The sequence below is a fragment of the Sorangium sp. So ce448 genome, from assembly GCF_051520915.1.
GTDB classification, from domain to species: domain Bacteria; phylum Myxococcota_A; class Polyangia; order Polyangiales; family Polyangiaceae; genus Sorangium; species Sorangium cellulosum_B.
The window spans coordinates 1,836,107-1,852,532 of the sequence record NZ_CP150343.1; the positions used below are offsets into that span (position 1 = coordinate 1,836,107).

A 16,426-nucleotide genomic window follows, 5' to 3' on the forward strand; every position below is an offset into this window, starting at 1 on the left:
ATGCCTGACGTTTATGGGAGAAACCTCGACCTGAACCTCCTCCGCGTCTTCGCCGTCGTCGCCGAGGCGGGCAGCGTCACGGAGGCGGCGAGCCGGCTGTACCTGACGCAGCCGGCGGTGAGCGCCGCGCTCCGGCGACTGACCGCGACGATCGGCGCGCCGCTCTTCGTGCGGAGCGGGCGCGGGGTCGCGCTGACGAGCCGCGGCGAACGGCTGCGCGCGTCGCTGAAGCCGCACCTCGGCGCCCTGATCGACGCCGCGCTGGCGCCGCCGAGCTTCGACCCGAAGACGTGCGAGCGCACCCTCCGCCTCGGGCTCTCCGACACGGCCGAGGTGTGGCTGCTCCCGCCGCTCCTGCGCGCGCTCGAGCGCGAGGCGCCGCGCATGCGCGTCGTCGCCGTGCCCGTGCAGTTCCGCACCGTGGGCGCGGCGCTCGCGGGCGGCGTCGACGCGGCGATCACGGTCGCCGACGATCTCCCATCGAACGTCCGCCGGCAGCGGCTCTTGAAGACCGGCTTCACCTGCCTGTACGACCCGCGCCACGCGCGCCTGCGCAAGCTGACGGAGGCCCAGTACTTCGCGCACGATCACGTCATCGTCTCGTACAACGGGGACCTGCGCGGCTTCGTGGAGGACCTGCTCGGCAAGACGCGGAGGATCCGGTGCTCCGTCGCGAGCTTCTCCAACCTCGGCGCGCTGATCGACGGGACAGCGATGCTGGCGACCGTGCCCGAGATCGTCGCCGACGACATCCGCGCCGTCAGGCCGCACCTCCGGACCAAGCCCCTGCCGTTCGAGGTCCAGCCCGGGTACATGGAGCTGCTCTGGCCCGCCGCCACGGACGACGACGAGGCGTGCAAGTTCGCGCGGGAGAAGATCGTCCAGATCGCGCGGCCGCTGAGCAAGAGATGACCTGGATGACCTGCCTGGCCGAGCGCACGGAGGAGCGCTCCGGGGGCGGCGAGCGCGGCGGCGCGAGCGGAGCTCGCCGGGGCCGCGCGGCCTGACCGCTGGGCCGTCCCGTGGGGGTCGGCTCTTGCCCTGTGAAGGCGCGAAGGGCATGCCGATGCTCGGCTCCTCGATCGCGGTTGGCGCGATGTGCGAGGCCGTGTAGGCTCGGCTGCGTCGAGCGCCATGACGGATGAAGCGACACTCTTGAAGGCGGTCCTGGACGCGCCCGACGATGACGCTCCCCGGCTCGCCTACGCCCAGTGGAGCAGCGGCCAGGGAGACGCCGCGTCCATCGCGCGGGGCGAGCTCATTCGTGCTCAGATCGACCTCATGCACACGGCCCCGGAGGTCATCAAGACCGGCCGCGCGTTCGGCCTCCAGCACCGGATCGGGGAGCTCATCGAGCGCCACGGCGCCTCGTGGGCAGGGGCGATCGCGGGGTCGGTCGACGCGTATCACTTCGTGCGGGGCTTCGTCGGCTGGATCAAGCTGAGCGCTCGGCGCTTCCTCGACAACGGCGAGGGCATCATGGCGCTGGCGCCCGTCCAGCACCTCGATCTGACGGACGTTCGCGACGTCGACGAGGCGCTCTTCGACTCGCCTCTCTGGTCCCACATCCGGTCATTGTCGATGGACGCGTGTGGCCTTCACGACCTGCACTTGCAGATGCTGGCCGCGTCGCCTCACGTCACCAACCTGCGCTGGCTCTCGGTGGCAGACAACCACTTGACCCTCGCCGCCGCGGAGGCCCTCGCCGCGTCTCCGTACCTCCGCGACCTCCGGTATGCCGAGCTTCGCGGTAACCCCACCGACCCCGTGGAGCAGCTGGGGTACGACAGCGGCGTCGTCGTCGCGAGCTGGATGCCCCCTGAGGGCAAGGACATCGAGGCGCGCTTCGGCCACCAGCCGTGGCTGCACCGGGACGTCATCCCCGGCCGATTCGAGGTGTAGGCGCGCTGCACGCGCGCGGGAGCCATCGAGGCGTTGGCCGCTTCGCGGCGGCCGCGCGCGAGGCCTACCCTGCTACCGGGTAAGCGAATTGCAGCTGGGCCAGCCTGGCATCCTGGTCGTTGTCGCAGGCGGCCCGGAGCTCCTGCAGGCTGCTATAGCCGTTTCTGGTGTTGCGCTCCGCGATGATGCGCGCCGCGAGATCGTCGCCCACGACCCCGGCGAGCTCGATAGGGGTCATCGTGTTGACGTTCCTGTTCGGGTGATCGTCGAAATAGTGGTTCGCCAGCGCGGTGTTGACACCACAGAGGATGAAGCCGTCGGGCACCGCCGACACGGGCAGCGTCGCGTGAAAGTTCCACATTCTATCCTTCGGCGTGTTGCCGTGGACGTTCCGCGTGCCGATGCCGTACCCGGGATAGTTGTTGCACGCGGCTCCGAGCAACCGCACGAGGTGGTCTGCCGTCTCGAGGGCGACCAGCCGGCCTGCCTCCTCCACGGCCTGAAAGGCGAGGTGATGAGCGAAGGAGCGGGGGTGCCCAACCTCGTTCGTCGCCTGCCCGTTCGGAATGACCAGGCGGCGGTACACGCGAGACTCCGCCACCCCCAGCCCACCGACTTCACCCGCGTAGTCTTGCGACAGCTCCCAGCGGCCCTCGCCGACGTTCAACTGGCTATGGTTGCCCCACCAATCACGGATGATGTGCTCGTTCCCCGCTGCCGCCAGCCGAACCTCGACGGCGACGTCGGTGTTCGCGACGGCGGCCAGCCTGGCGCCGCGCCCCATGCGCGCACGCCTGGAGGAGGCGATCAGGTCGTCTTCCCCGTTGATGCCGGCGTCGAGGCGTCGCGCCGGTGCACGGTGGTCGTTCGTGTTCGGCTCTCTCAGAAAGGTGATGTTCCTCGGGTTTTCGAAGATCGGCATGAGCTCGTCGCGACCGAACCAATCGAGGACGCACTGGTTATTTCGTGCCTTCTCCGCCGCGTTGAGGCCCACGCCGCCGCCGGCGGTGACGCAAACTCTATCGCCATTGTTCCACACGACCTCGTCGCGGATCGCGTCCACGCCGTTGAGCGTCCTGCGGTTGCGCCATACCGGTTGTTGCGACCAGCGCTCGGGGCTGAGCCACGGCGGGGTCCTCGCGGCGCGGGTCTCGTCGCTGTCCCCGTTCGCCGGCGCAAAGACGCTCGGCCGCCCTGGCCCGGTGCAGATGTCGATCTTCGCGGCGTAGACCAGGCGGGCCGTCCCGTTCACGGGGTTGTACAGGCACAGACGATACGGAGCCTCGCCGTCCTCGAAGGCCGGCCACGGGGCTTGAATCCGCAGGTTGATCGCATCGCGAACCGCGCCGCCGCCGATCTCGGCCGCGATCCGATCGTCGATCGCCTGCATCCCTGCTTGGGACTGGATCAGCCCAACCCACTCCTCTGCAACCTGGGCGTCGAGCGTGTCGAACTCTGCGCTGATCTGCCCGCCGAAGTGCTGGGAGTCGAGCCCGCCGTCAATCGCGCCCCCCCCGATGGAGGGTTGATTGGCGAACGCCGGGAAGCTCAGGAGGTGATTCGGCTGACCCAGGCCGTGTCGCAAGTATCTCGGCCAGGGGTTGGGGAAGCCCACGTGGAGGACCGGGAGCTCGCCGATGCGATCCCGCCCCCACGCGGACGCGCGCAGCGTGCGGTGGTTGACCACCGCCATCGGACCTCGGCCGACGATCACATAGTAGACGGTGGGCAACTGCACATTGACGACGTTGAGCCCCTCGAGGCCGGCGTCCACGTCTCGCGCGTCGTCGTCCGGCTCGTCCTGGACGAGCTGGCGCTGTTCCGCCTCGTCGTCGACGGCGCTGGTCCCGCAGCAGCACCCCATGGTCAACCTCCCGATGTGCGTGTTTGCATGAGCCTGTCGAGCCTCGTGTAGCGGCGGAGCGTCTCGATGGCCCTCGCGTGGAGCTCGCATCCCTGCGGCGCGGGACCCGAGGCGGCGGCGGTGGCGAGCGCCTCGCTGGCCCAGGGGTGAAACGGATCCCGGTCGAAGGCGCTGCCGAGCAGGAACATGAGCCCGAGGTACACGACGACGGCCGGCGCCGCGGTGAGGCCGTGCTGCTCGGCCGCGCTCCGCGCGCTCTGGATCAGTCGCCCCAGGGAGTCGTCGCCGAGGGCGTCGTACTTCCGGCGATAGAGCTGCCTCAGGAAGCTGCGCAGCCCGTCGTCGCTGCCGTCATGGGCCGCGGCGATCTCCTCGAAGCTGCGGGCATCCGACCAGGCCAAGGCGCGCCTGTAATACTCGCCGCTCCGGCCGACGATCGGCTCCATGCGCCGCGCCGTCTCGCCGAGCAAGCCGGTCATCGCGTCGGCGCGGCTTCCGCGGGCGCTCCGGCGGAGATGCTCGCCCGCCCAGGGGAGCTGTGGATCTTCGTCGAAATGGCTCCCGAGGAAGACCATGAGGCCCACGAAGGGGCGGATGTCCACGGCGTCTCGAAAGCCGTGGCGGGCGGCGCGAGCGATGCCGACGTCGATGGCGCGGCGGCTCCGGGGATCGGTCAGGACGACGCAGTGCTGCGGATAGCGCCGCCAGAGGTAGCTCAGGACGTCTTCGCGGAGCCTCGCATAGGCGGGGCTGCCGGGCGCGGGGAGCTTCGTCGAGCGCACGGCTCAGGCCCCGACCCGGGGTCCGGGGGGGCCCGGGCGGCGCTCGTGGTGGGAGGCAGCGGCGGGCATCGGCTCAGCTCGAGCTGGTGTGGCGCTCGGACAGCGCCGCTGCCGTGGCCTCGTCGGGCTTGCCCGTGGCCTCGAGGTCGTGGTCGCTCTGGAAGCGCTTCAGCGCGGCGATCGTGGCAGCGTCGAGCTCGCCATGGCGCGGACCGCTGTAATAGCCGAGGTTGGCCAGGCGTGCCTGGATTCCGTCGACGTCTCGGGAGGGGTTGAGCGTCCGTGGAGCGATGTTGTAGACGTGCACGTCGTCCCCCTCGCCCACCGTCAACCTCGCGCGCGGCATGTCCGGGGGGACGAAGGCCTCGACCAGCCCCTGGGCGCTCGTCGTTCCCTCGATCTTCCGGTCGCCGTACGTCAGGACGTAGGGGAGGTTCGCGAGCGGTTCATCCATCACGAGCAGCCGCAGGCGCAGCTTCGCGGGCACGCCCTTGCGACGGAAGGTGTGCTTGGCTCCCGTCGCGGCGCTGACCTCTCGCAACGTCAGCGCCGGGACGTGGACCACGTCGCCCGGTCGGAGCACGAAGGGGCTGTCGCGAGACTCCTTCAAGGCGGCGTTCTCGGGGTGCGACCACAGCGTGTCCCAGAAGAACCCGTTCTCGAAGGCGATGCTCGACATGCACTCCCCTTGCTTGACGATGTGCTTCTTCGCGGATCCCACCTGGACCTCCTGCCACGCGCCAGCGTCGATGGTAGACGCGCGCACCGGAGGACGTCCACGGCGGCGCGCGGTGGCGATGTCGTTCACGGCGAGGCGCGCGCGCGCCGTTAGAGCGCCGCGCCTCGCCACCGGGCCAGCCCGGCGGCGTCCTCGATGACGGCCTCGAAGCCTCGGAGCTTCGCCGGATCGAGGAACCCGACGCGCAGCGAGAAGCCCGGGTCGTCAGGGCGTCGGTAGAGCAGGATGCCCGCGTCGTGCCGCTCGAACAGGAGGCAGCGCCGCGGATACGGGAGCCGCGTGAACCCCAGCCGCTCGAGGATGACGGCCACGTCCTCGGCGCGCGGAGGCGCGCTCGCCGGCCCGCCGGTCGAGAGGTATTCGGCGCGGTGAGGGAAGGTCGGGAGGTGGACGTTCGTCATGGCCAGCACGAAGAGCATCTCCCGGAGGCTCACGAACCGCCGGGTGAGGCGCGTCGTCCACGTCTGCTCGCCGAAGGGGAAGCGGACGACGTGGCAGTCCTCGGCCTCGGACGGGGCGTCGAGATCGAGGAAGTAGTGCTGCCCGTCCGGGGACGCGTCGCCGAAGACGTAGAGAAAGCGGCGCGGCGGCATCCATGGAGCGAGGGCGTAGAGGTCTGCGATCTTGGAAGGGTGGTACTCGTGAAGGCCCTCGAGGAGCGGCCCGCCCTCGGCGCCCATCGCCAGCGCGAACGCTCGGTAGAAGCCCGGGCAAGGGCGGCCGAAGCGGTCCTCGAGCTCGTCGAGCCGCCAGCCGTGCACGCCCTGGACCCGGCCGCGGTACCCCGGCGCGTAGCGGTCGAGGAGCGAGAGGAGCTCTTCCATGGCTCAGGCGCACTCCTCTTGGTTGTCGCAGAGCATCTCCGGGATGAGCTCCTGGCAGGTCTCGCACGAAGGCACCGACTCTCCGTGCCGGAACTCCTGCGGGCTCCTCGACCTCTCTCCGTCTTTCGTCTTCGTGTACGTGACCTTGACGGTCGCGCCGAGCGGCGAGTACCACTTCTCCGACATGGTCTTGACCTTGTGTCCCCCCGCGCCTCCTGCCTCGAGGAGCTTGGGAGCGGCGCAGTCCCATGCGTTGCGGTTCAGCCTCTCGAGGGCGGCCTTCTGCCGGTCGCTCTGCGTGAAGCCGTCGACGAGCACGAACGTCCCGGTGGCCTCCACGGCGTCGCTGAAGCCGGGCGTGACCTTGCCGGAGGCGGCCGCGAGCATCTTGGGGGCCTGGCTGCACTTGCAGATGCACGCCCCGATCATATAGGGCTTGGTGTACGTGCCGGTCCTCTCGTCCTCGCCGAGGACAGGGGGCTTTTCCCCGAGCTCGTCGTTGATCTCGCGGAGCTCTTTCGTGAGGTCCTCGGTCGCGGCCTCGGCCTCGCGCCTGAGGGCCTTGATCTCGTTCCGCTTCGCCGTCACCTTCTTCTGGGCCTCGTTGTAGCTCTTGCCGAGCTCGGCCTTCTTCTCCTTGGGCGCATTGTCGAGGTCCGTCTTCGCGGATGCCGCAGCCGCCTCCAGCTGCTCCAAGAGCACGCTCTGCTCATCGATCTTGCGCTCGAACACGGCCCGCTTCTCCCGCCGTTGCTCCACGAGAGCGAGGTACTTGCGCAGGAGCTCCTCTTGCGCGCGGAACCTGTCCCGGAGCTCCGTGAAGAGGGCGAGCAGCGTCTCGACGACCGCGCTCGTCTCGTGAACGCGGTGGTTGTCCAGCGCCTGCCGGCACACCCCGCACGGCGCGTCGTCGCCGTAGGCCAGCCCCGTCTGCCCGTTCGAGATGAACGCGGTGTTGAACGTGTTGCCGTTGTGCATCGTCGGGTCGAGGAACCGGGCCACGCCCTTGCCCTCCACCTTCACGTCCGTGCTCGACCCGCTCCAGGTCAGCTTGCCCTTGATCTTCGACGAGATGAGGCCCCCGGCCGACCCCGGCTCATCGCCCGTGCTCGTGCTGAGCTCCGAGCTCGCGAGGGCCACGGGGTTGCCCGCGATCGCCGTCTGCTTGCTCCCCTTGGCGAGCATCGCGTCCTGCGCCGTGTTCACGAACGGCGTGGGGACCGGGCCGGCCGGCGTGGGCACCTTGCAGACGTCCGGCGGCGCCGCGATGTGCGTGAGCCCGTCGCCCTGGTGCAGGACCAGGCGGCCGTTCGCGAAGACGTTGCTCATCGCTCCTCCCTTCCTCGGGCCGCGACGGCCCCTTCCACCACGCAGGCCCCCACGCGCCCCCCGCGGCCCCGCGCGCCGTCCGCGCTGCCGTACACGAGCGCGCGCGGCGCCTGCCCCGGAGGGAGCGCGCGCCGCCGCCGCCTCTGGAGCGCCGCGGCCAGCATCACCGGCGCGGCGCCCGCGCCCGCGTCGCCCAGCCACTCGCCCGCGGCCGACAGCGCGAGCGGCTCCGGCATCAGCGCGGCGTTGCGCAGGTACGCGCGCGAGAGCTCCGTCGCCCAGAACGACTCGCCCGGCTGGCAGCTCATCACCTCGTCCACGCGCCGCGCCCCCGCCGCCGCGTCCCCCCGGAGCGCGCGGAAGACGCCCGTCAGCCCGTCGGCCGCGCTCGGCACCTGCGACGCGAACGGGACGGGCTCGGTCCCCAGCGCGACGCCCAGCACCACGCCCAGCGCGTCGAGGCCCATCGTCGAGGCCGCGCCGGGCCGCGCCAGCACGACGAACCCCGCCGCCTCCCCCGGGACGCGCCCGTCGCGGTTCTGCGCGCCGAGGTGCAGCCGCGCCGCCGAGAGCGCCGCCAGCGAGCCCGCGTCGCAGAGCGAGTCGACAGCGCCCACCACCGCCAGCGACCCCGCCCGGCCCGCGCGCAGGTCCTCGATCGCCGCGGAGAGCGCCTCGAAGAAGCCTGCGCGCCCCGCCTCGAAGGCCCCGGCGAGCTCGATCGCGCCGCGCGCCCCGCCGCGCGCCGCCGGATCGCGCCTCGCCAGCGCCGAGAGGAGCGGCTCCCGCGCGATCTCCGCCCCGAGCCCCGGCTCCGGCAGCCCGAGGTAGAGCGGCGCTCGCCCGGGGAGGGCCTCGAGCCGTTGCCGCAGGCCGTCGAGCGCGGCGCGGCCGAGCTCGATCATCCGCTCCGTGCGGGTGGACGTCGGATCGAGCGTCGAGAGCCGCGACGCGCGCACGGGCTGGCCGGCGCCGTCCCGCACCGAGGTCTCCGCGAAGCGGGCGAGCCCCGCCCGCATCGACGCGAGCGTCATCTCCGCGGTCGTCCCGACCGGCGTGCACAGCCCGAGGCCCACGACGCGCTCGCCGCTCACGGCGCGTTCTCCCACGGCTCCAGCAGGCGGACCGTGGTGGCCTCGTGCCCGGCGAGCTCGCCGTGGGCCACGAACGTCGCGCGGTAGACGAGCGAGACGCGCCGCTCGTCCGGCTCCAGGTAGACCGAGTCGAGGGTCATGAGCCGCCGCACCACGCGCCGCGCGAAGGCGCACTTCGCGACCACCCGGCACACGGGCAGCGAGAACGCGAGCGGGCCGTCGGGCGATACGCCGTCGAGCACGACGGGCTCGCCGCCCCGCAGGTGCGGCGAGGCAGAGAGGCCGCGCGGCGCCGCCTGGAAGAAGCGCTCGTCGAAGTCGGCAGGCCAGAGCGGGGCGCGCCGCTCGATCCACGCCGCGTCGTACGTGCCCCCGAGCGCGAGGCGCGGCTGCCAGCTCCGGGCCACCGGACCGAAGCCGCACGGCGGAGGCCGGTCCGACCAGCGCTCGATGGGCGCGGCGGGGTCCTCGATGAACGGCAAGGGGCGGTCCTGCGCCTCGCGCTCGCTCGCGTGGAGGCCCATGCCCACCGGGTTGCGCGCGTCGTATGCGCCGGCCGCCGCCCCGCCGAAGCTCTGCTCGTAGCGGAGCGGCACCGACCGGAAGGGCTCCGGGATCGAGGCGGAGAGCCCCGCCACACCGCGCTGCCAGACGCGCGCGCCGAACACCAGCGCCCGCTTCTCGAGCCGGCCCACGCGGATCGCGACCGAGGCCGTGGCCGCCCGCCGCCCGCCGGCGGTCCATGCATGGCCATGGAGCAGCACGTCCGTGAGCGGGCGCGTGTACGCGGCCTCCGATTCATAACGAAGGCTCGACGCCCCGGGCTCGCCCCAGTACTCGTCGGCCGCGCGCGGCGCGGGCTGCTCGTCGCAAAGGCGCAGCGGCCCCGCGGCGGGCCGCCCCGGCGCAGGCAGGACGAAGCTGCCGGCGGCGACGACGACGAGGCACTCCGCCCCGTCCCGGGTGAGCGACGGGAAATCGGCGGCCGCGAGCGGGGTGAGGTTGTCGAGGGCGGGCATCCAGCCAGTGCGCGGGGAGCATTTCATACCCGCCTGGGCAGCACAAGCAGCTCGACATCGCGCCGCGGGGAACATGTATCATCGGAGCGCTCGCGCGCGCGCGCTCCCGTGCGCTCGCCTCTCGGGAGGAGCGGGGCACGTGCACACATTGCAGATCGAAGGGCTCGGCGCAGATCTCCGGATCGTCCATTTCGAGGGACAGGAGGCGATCTCAGAGCTCTTCCGGTTCGATATCACGCTGGTGAGCCTCGATGGCGACATCGCCCTCGGCGATGTGGTCGGCAAGCGCGCGTCGCTCACGTTCCAGGCCAACGAGGACGTCCGCCACGTCCACGGGATCATCGCCCATTTCGAGCTGGGAGAAGAGGGGAGGCGGCTCACCGCCTACAGGGCCGTGCTGGTGCCCGACGTCTTTCGCCTGCTCCACCGGCGCGACAGCCGCATCTTCCAGGAGCTCTCGGTCCCCGACATCCTGAAGAAGGTCTTTGGCGCCGCCGGGGTCGCCGCCGACGGCTGCCGCTTCTCGCTCCGGAAGAGCTATGCGACCCGCGAGTATTGCGTGCAGTACCGCGAGAGCGACTGGGCCTTTGCCTGCCGGCTGATGGAGGAGGAAGGCATCTCCTACTGGTTCGATCACGACGCCAGCGCGCACGTGCTCGTGATCTGCGACGCGCCCTCGGCCCACCCCCCGATCGACGGCGAGGCGACGGTCGTTTTCCGCCCGCCGCTCGGCGCGCTCGTCAGCGGCGAGCACGTCTCCCGTTTCCGCTACGCCGAGCAGCTCCGGCCCGGCAAGGTCACGCTGCGTGATTACAACTTCAAGAAGCCGGATCTCTCGCTGGAGAGCTCCGAGCAGGGCGAGCGCGACGACGATCTCGAGATATACGACCACCCCGGCGACTACGACGCTCCGGGCGCGGGCCGGGAGCGCGCGCGCGTCCGGCTGGAGGAGCTCGCGGCGAGGCGCCGCACCGCCGAGGGCGAGGCCGTGTGCCCTCGCCTGCTCGCCGGCCGCACCTTCTCGCTCGCCGAGCACCCGAGCGACGACATCAACCAGTCTTATCTCCTCGTCCGCGTCGAGCACAGCGGCCACGAGCCTGCGATGGATGCCGTGACGAGCGAGGGCAGGTCGCCCTGTGAAACCCGGTTCCAGGCCATCCCCGCCGCCGTCCCGCTCCGCCCGCCGCTCATCACGCCGAAGCCCTCGATCCGGGGCGTCCAGACCGCGATCGTCACCGGCCCTGCGGGCGAGGAGATCTACACGGACGAGCACGGGCGCATCAAGGTGCAGTTCCACTGGGACCGGCAGGGCAAGCGGGACGAGCGCAGCTCGTGCTGGATCCGGGTGAGCCAGGCGTGGGCCGGCGGCGCGTGGGGAGCGGTCATCCTGCCGCGCATCGGCCACGAGGTCGTCGTCGACTTCATCGAGGGCGACCCGGATCGCCCGCTCGTCGTCGGCAGCGTCTACCATGGCGCCAACGTGCCGCCGTACCCGCTGCCCGCGGAGAAGACGAAGAGCACCCTCAAGTCGAACAGCTCGTCCGGCGGCGAGGGGTTCAACGAGCTCCGCTTCGAGGACCGGAAGGGCTCCGAGGAGATCTTCCTCCACGGCCAGAAGGACTGGAACACCGTCGTTCGCAACGACAAGACCCAGGAGATCGGCCGCGACGAGGCGCTCCACGTCGTCCGCGACCGGACGAAGCGCGTGGACAACGATCAGCGCGAGGCGGTCGGCGGCCACAAGACCATCGAGGTCAAGAAGACGCACACGGAGAGCATCGGGCAGGACGAGCGCCTCGACGTCGGCGGCGACCGGAGCGTCTCGGTGTCGGGCGGCCATACCGAGTCGGTCGGCAAGGACCAGTCGGTCGACGTGCGCGGCGGCCAGAGCGTCTCGATCGGCGAGTCGGCGTCGATCTCGGTCGCCAAGAGCAAGACCGAATCCGTCGGCGAGGCGAGCGACGAGACGGTCGGCAAGAGCAAGTCGGTGAGCGTGGACGAGGCCTACGCCATCACGGTGGGCAAGGACATGACCGTCACGGTCAGCAAGAGCGCGAAGGATGAGGTCGGCGAGAACAAGGCGATCATCGTGGGCAACGAGCTCACCATCCAGGTCGGCGACGCGCGGATCCTGATCAAGAAGAGCGGCGACATCGTCGTGCAGGGAAAGCAGCTCGTCGTGAAGGCCGACGGCCCGATCCAGGTGGAAGGGCAGAAGCTCGCGGTGAAGTCCGGCGGCGACGTGAGCGTGCAGGCCTCGGGCAACGTGAGCGTCAAGGGCGGCAAGATCGGGATGAACTGAAGGCGAGCCCGATCGAGGCCCGCGGGTCGAGCGGAGGAGCGCGCATGGAGAAGCGAGCGAGCGGTGGGGGAGGGGGGGCGGCGGTGGCTGGATGAGCTCGACCCTGGAGGCCTCGCTCTGCGAGGAGCACGCGGACCAGGCGGCGTTCCTGTGGCTCCTCCGGGACCGCGCCGCCCGGAGCGCGGCGTATGACCTCGATGACCTGGCCGAGCTCGACGACCGGCTGGAGGCGCACCTCGACGGGCTCAGGGGGGCGGGAGACGCGGGCTGGCAGGCGTGCCGCGCGCTGCTCGAGCGGGCCGAAGGGGGCGAGGTGTTCGGCGCGGCGGTCGTGGCCGTGCATCGCTGGGACCTGCGGGGGCTCGCGCGGGTCCTCGACGTGGGCGGCGGCGCGCCGGACCTGTCGCGGGGCATCGCGTCGGCGCTCGGGTGGACGCCGATCGGGCGCGTGCGGCGCCTCCTGCCGGGGCTCTTCTCCGGCCGGTGCCCGCCGGCGCTGCAATGGCTGGGGATCGCGGCGTGCGCGGCGCACGGGGAGGACCCGGGCGCGCCGCTCGGCTACGCGCTGCTCGCAGGCGACGCGCGGCTGCGGGCGCGGGCGCTGCGCGCGGCAGGGCAGCTCGGGCGGGTCGACCTGCTCCCGGAGGTGCGCGCTTCGCTCCGCTCCGACGACGAGGCGTGCCGCTTCTGGTCGGCGTGGGCAGCGGCGCTGCTCGGCGAGAGCGCGTCCGCGCAGGTGCTCTGGGAGCTCGCGGGCGGAGACGGGCGGTTCGCAGCGGCGTCCGCGAGCATGGCGATGCGGCGGATGGACCTGGCCGTCGCGTCCACCTGGCTGCGCGCGCTGGCGAGGTCCGCTCGGGACCCGCGGACGGCGGTGGCGGCGACGGCGGCGCTGGGCGACCCGGCGGGCGTGCCGTGGCTCCTGGAGGTCGCGGCAGATCCTGCCCTCGCGCGCCTTGCGGGTCAGGCCATCGCGCTGATCACCGGGCTCGATCTGGCGGCAGAGCACCTCGCGAGGAGGGCGCCCGACGGGCTCCGGGCGGGACCGACGGACGATCCGGACGACGAGCACGTGGCGGCGGATCCGGACGAGGACCTCGCATTTCCCGATGTCGCCGGCGTGGCCGCCTGGTGGCGCCGCCGCGCGGCGGAGTACAGGCCGGGGACGAGGTACCTGCTCGGGCGGGCGATGACGCGAGAGGGGCTGGAGAGGGCGCTGCGGGGAGGCAACCAGGTCGCGCGCGGGGCCGCGGCGGTGGAGCTGAGCTTGCGGGAGCGAGGGCGGAGGGTGTTCGAGGTGCGGGGGCCGGGCTTCGCGCAGCAGGAGGCGCTCGGGTAGCGAGCGCCGCGCGCGGTGGAGAGGGCGGCGAGCGGCGTCCTCGCGCCGCGATGACGCGGTGTGGTACTGGGATGGACCGTGCACCGCGCTCGATGGCCTGTCGCTATCACGTCGCTGGGCCGCGCCTCGGCGGCGACGCTGGTCTGGCAGCTGCGCGGGCAGCGGTTCGTCACCGCGGTCGTCAAGGCGACGTTCGGGCTCGTCGCCGAGGGCACCGTGACGCTCGGCGAGCCGGATCCGATCGTGCCCGGCGAGGTCCCGGATCCCTCGGGCGTTGGGCTGCGCGCGGCGGGGGATCTGGCGCCGTACCTGCGCGAGGCGGACGTGCTGCTGACGGGGCACGCCGAGGTCCCTCCGACGGTCGCCGGCGAGATCACGGTCCGGCTGGCCGTCGTGCAGGACGGGGCGCTGCAGCTCGACCGATGGCTGGCGCTCGACGGGCCCGCGCCGGGGAGCGAGGGGCAGCGGCGCGTGCGGGTGGACGGGATGGGGCCGCTGTCCCGCCGCTGGCCACGGCGCGAGGCGCTGCTCGGCGCGGCGGATCCCAGGCGGCTCGAGGGCGTGGAGCTGGAGGTGCCCGAGGGGCTCGACTGGGCGTACTTCCAGGCAGCGCCGGCCGAGCAGCGGATGGAGGGCCTGCGAGGGGACGAGTGGGTCGTGCTGGGAGGCATGTTCGCGCAGCGGCCGCGGCTGCGGACGCAGCTCGCGGGCGCGCGGGCCGTCGCGCGGCTGTTCCGGCGCGAGGAGCGGGCGCCGCGCGAGGGAGCGGCGCTGGCCATGCGCGCCGACACCCTGCTGATCGACGCGGATCGGCGGTGCTGTTCGGTGGTGTGGCGAGGCTACACGGCCGTGGCGGGCGAGGAGCTCGCGGCGCTCCGGATCGTGGCAGGCGTGGAGCTGCCAGGCGAGCCGCTGCGGTGGGTCGACCCCTTTGCGCAGGAGGCGGGGCGATCGGCCACGCCGCCGGTGGTGGCGCCATCGCGCGCGATGCTGCCGCTGCCCGTCGTGGCGGCGCCCGCGATGGAGCAGGTCGAGGACCACCCGCTCGAAGGGACGATGGCCCCGCTGAGCGCGCGCGCGCGCCGTCCAGCGACGCCGTTCGAGGCCCCGCCCGCGCTCCCTCCGGCCCCGCAGCCGGCCGGCCCGGCGGCGCAGCAGGCGCCCAGGATCCAGGACCACCTGCTCGAAGGGACGATGGATCCGCTGAGCATGCGTGTCCGCGGGCCGGTGACGCCGTTCGAGGCCCCGCGCGAGCTCCCTCCGGCCCCGCCGGCGCCGCTCCAGGCGCCCGCGCCCGCTGACCCCTCGCGGCCCGACGCCGCAGCCCCGCCGGGGCCGCTCCTGGGGCTCGCTGACGCCGCAGCCCCGCCGGGGCCGCTCCTGGGGCTCGCCGCCGAGCCTGAGGGCCTCGGCGACGTGTTCCTCACCGCCATGGCCGAGGCGGGCGCCTTTCCCTGACGAGGGCGCGCCAGGCGCCGGACGGCCCCTTTCAGCGGGGCTTTTCTCGCGGGGAGCCAGGCTGTACGCTCGAGCGAGCCCGGGAAGGAGCATGGTGGTTTGAAGCGGCTGCTATCGCTGGGTCCGCGGCGCTTCGCGATCGAGCCGTCCGACGGCCGCGAGGGCGGCGTGGACCTGCACCACGCTCGCGCGAGCGCGGCCGCCTGGCTGCGCCAGCTCTTCGCCGAGCCCCACAACCGCCCGGCGCTCCGGCGGCTGCTCGATGACGCCGCGCCGGCCAGCGTCGTCCATCGCCTGGCCGACGCCGACGTGCTCGACGCGCTGAGCCGGCTGTTGCTGAGCGGCCGGGTGCAGCTCCGCGAGGCGCCCCTGCCGTGGCTGCCGTCCTACGGCGGCGACGCGGCCGACGCCGAGGAGCAGGCGCCGGCCAGCGCCGTCCCGCGCGCGCCGAGGACCGAGCTCACCTGGATCGAGATCCGTCTCCTCGGCGAGGATGACCGGCCTATCCCGTACGAGCGCTACCGCGTGGAGCTGCCCGACGGCTCGATCCGGGAAGGATCGCTCGACGACGAGGGCCGCGCCCGCCTCGACGGCATCGAGGCGGGCGCGTGCCTCGTCACCTTCCCGGCGCTCGACCAGGAGGCCTGGGAGCGCGTGGGATGATGCTCTTCCCGCCTCCTGGTTCCACGTGGAGCGCTGCCTGCCCCGGTCCCTACGCCCCCCGCGCCTGCCGCGCCGCGGCCGTCGCATACGGCGGCTCATGGCCGGCGCGCACGGCGGCGAGATCGGCGCGCATCGTCCTCGCGTCGGGATAACGCTCCTGCTTGAGGAAGGCGAGGGCGCGGTCGACAACGGCGCACAGGCCGGGCGGCGCCGTGGGGGCGTGCATCGCGAGGGGCGGCGCCTTCTCCGTGGCGACCGCGATGAGCAGGCGCGCGTCCTCGAGGTTGCCGTGGATCGTGCGGCCCGCGAGCAGCCGGAACATCGTCGCTCCGAGGCCGAAGAGGTCCGTCCGGCCGTCGATCTCGCGGATGAGGCCCAGGGCCTGCTCGGGCGCCATGTAATCGTCGGTGCCGATCGACACGCCCGTCGCGGTCTTCGTCATCTCGGGCACCCCGGCGACGTCCTCGAGCAGCGGGTCGAGGACGCGCGCGAGGCCGAAATCGAGCACCCGCACGCGCCCGTCGTTGCCGATGTGGAGGTTCTCGGGCTTGAGATCGCGGTGAACGACGCCGTGCTCGTGCGCCACGATCAGCACGTCGAGGACCCGCTCGCCGAGCGCGAGCACCTGGCCGACAGGGAGCGTCCCGTGCCGCGCCATGCGGTCGAACACGGTCTCTCCCTCGAGCACCTCCATGGCCATGTAGACAAGGCCGTCGTCCGTGGCCCCGGACTCCAGCACCTGGGGGAGCCCGTCGCAGAGCGGCGCCACGGCGGCCAGCGCGCTCCCGATCGGCCCCTCGCGCAAGAACCGCTTTCGCACCGCCTCGATCTCGGCGAGCTCGGCGTGCAGGACCTTGAGCGCCGCCACGCACCCGTCAGCCCGGCGGCAAAAGAAGACGCTCGCCATGCCGCCGACCCCGAGGACGCTCTCCACCGCCCAGGGGCCGATCCGCGTGCCGACGCGCTGCTCCGCCAGCTCCTCTTCGGTCACCATGGAGCGATGCTACCACCGGTGGCTCCCCGCCGGGCCTCGTCCCGCAGGGGCTCGTCCGCGCCCCTCTTGCAGGGCCCCGGCCGCGTTCCTCGAGGCGAGGACTGCGCTCTTGCGGCG

Annotated in this window: 14 protein-coding genes; 6 read left to right on the top strand and 8 right to left on the bottom strand. The window is 72.5% G+C overall.

Annotated features, from left to right (window positions below; genetic code table 11):
- Together WMF45_RS06935 and WMF45_RS06940 are read left to right on the top strand one after the other, a co-directional pair.
- The gene (locus tag WMF45_RS06935) at positions 1-912 is read left to right on the top strand and encodes a LysR family transcriptional regulator (RefSeq protein WP_437716151.1); all 912 of its coding nucleotides are present in this window, start codon (positions 1-3) and stop codon (positions 910-912) included.
- 222 nt (positions 913-1,134) lie between these two features.
- A complete protein-coding gene (locus tag WMF45_RS06940; protein ID WP_437716152.1) occupies positions 1,135-1,902 on the top strand; it encodes a TIGR02996 domain-containing protein in 768 nt (255 codons plus the stop codon).
- A 64-nt stretch (positions 1,903-1,966) separates the two neighbouring features.
- Here the strand turns inward: WMF45_RS06940 and WMF45_RS06945 are convergent, their stop codons facing one another.
- The 7 genes from WMF45_RS06945 to WMF45_RS06975 form a co-directional block, all read right to left on the bottom strand.
- A complete protein-coding gene (locus WMF45_RS06945; RefSeq protein ID WP_437716153.1) occupies positions 1,967-3,766 on the bottom strand; it encodes a hypothetical protein in 1,800 nt (599 codons plus the stop codon).
- A gap of 2 nt (positions 3,767-3,768) precedes the next feature.
- Entirely contained in the window at positions 3,769-4,548 is a 780-nt protein-coding gene (locus tag WMF45_RS06950) for a hypothetical protein (protein WP_437716154.1), read from the bottom strand.
- Positions 4,549-4,621: 73 nt separating this feature from the next.
- Positions 4,622-5,269, bottom strand: coding sequence for a peptidoglycan-binding domain-containing protein (locus WMF45_RS06955; RefSeq protein ID WP_437716155.1), 648 nt, complete (start codon positions 5,267-5,269; stop codon positions 4,622-4,624).
- A 107-nt stretch (positions 5,270-5,376) separates the two neighbouring features.
- Positions 5,377-6,111 (bottom strand): hypothetical protein, encoded by a 735-nt coding sequence (locus WMF45_RS06960; protein ID WP_437716156.1) that lies wholly within the window; start codon positions 6,109-6,111, stop codon positions 5,377-5,379.
- A 3-nt stretch (positions 6,112-6,114) separates the two neighbouring features.
- Positions 6,115-7,440, bottom strand: a complete 1,326-nt coding sequence (locus tag WMF45_RS06965) for a PAAR-like domain-containing protein (RefSeq protein WP_437716157.1) — start codon at positions 7,438-7,440, stop codon at positions 6,115-6,117.
- Positions 7,437-8,534 (bottom strand): 3-oxoacyl-ACP synthase, encoded by a 1,098-nt coding sequence (locus tag WMF45_RS06970; protein WP_437719505.1) that lies wholly within the window; start codon positions 8,532-8,534, stop codon positions 7,437-7,439. Before WMF45_RS06970 ends, WMF45_RS06965 begins: the two co-directional genes overlap by 4 nt.
- Positions 8,531-9,553: a DUF2169 family type VI secretion system accessory protein gene (locus WMF45_RS06975; protein WP_437716158.1), complete on the bottom strand. Its 1,023-nt coding sequence runs from the start codon at positions 9,551-9,553 to the stop codon at positions 8,531-8,533. Before WMF45_RS06975 ends, WMF45_RS06970 begins: the two co-directional genes overlap by 4 nt.
- A gap of 139 nt (positions 9,554-9,692) precedes the next feature.
- Between WMF45_RS06975 and WMF45_RS06980 the strand changes: the two genes are divergently transcribed.
- The 4 genes from WMF45_RS06980 to WMF45_RS06995 all read left to right on the top strand — a co-directional run bounded on the left by WMF45_RS06980 (position 9,693) and on the right by WMF45_RS06995 (position 15,315).
- Positions 9,693-11,855 (top strand): type VI secretion system Vgr family protein, encoded by a 2,163-nt coding sequence (locus WMF45_RS06980; RefSeq protein WP_437716159.1) that lies wholly within the window; start codon positions 9,693-9,695, stop codon positions 11,853-11,855.
- Positions 11,856-11,946: 91 nt separating this feature from the next.
- Complete coding sequence (locus WMF45_RS06985) at positions 11,947-13,194, top strand: TIGR02270 family protein (protein WP_437716160.1); 1,248 nt, start codon at positions 11,947-11,949, stop codon at positions 13,192-13,194.
- 78 nt (positions 13,195-13,272) lie between these two features.
- Entirely contained in the window at positions 13,273-14,652 is a 1,380-nt protein-coding gene (locus WMF45_RS06990; protein ID WP_437716161.1) for a DUF2169 domain-containing protein, read from the top strand.
- A 99-nt stretch (positions 14,653-14,751) separates the two neighbouring features.
- The gene (locus tag WMF45_RS06995; RefSeq protein WP_437716162.1) at positions 14,752-15,315 is read left to right on the top strand and encodes a hypothetical protein; all 564 of its coding nucleotides are present in this window, start codon (positions 14,752-14,754) and stop codon (positions 15,313-15,315) included.
- Between the two features lie 49 nt (positions 15,316-15,364).
- On the opposite strand, the gene WMF45_RS07000 is transcribed toward WMF45_RS06995, so the two are convergent.
- Positions 15,365-16,309: a serine/threonine-protein kinase gene (locus WMF45_RS07000; RefSeq protein ID WP_437716163.1), complete on the bottom strand. Its 945-nt coding sequence runs from the start codon at positions 16,307-16,309 to the stop codon at positions 15,365-15,367.
- Positions 16,310-16,426 lie beyond the last annotated feature (117 nt).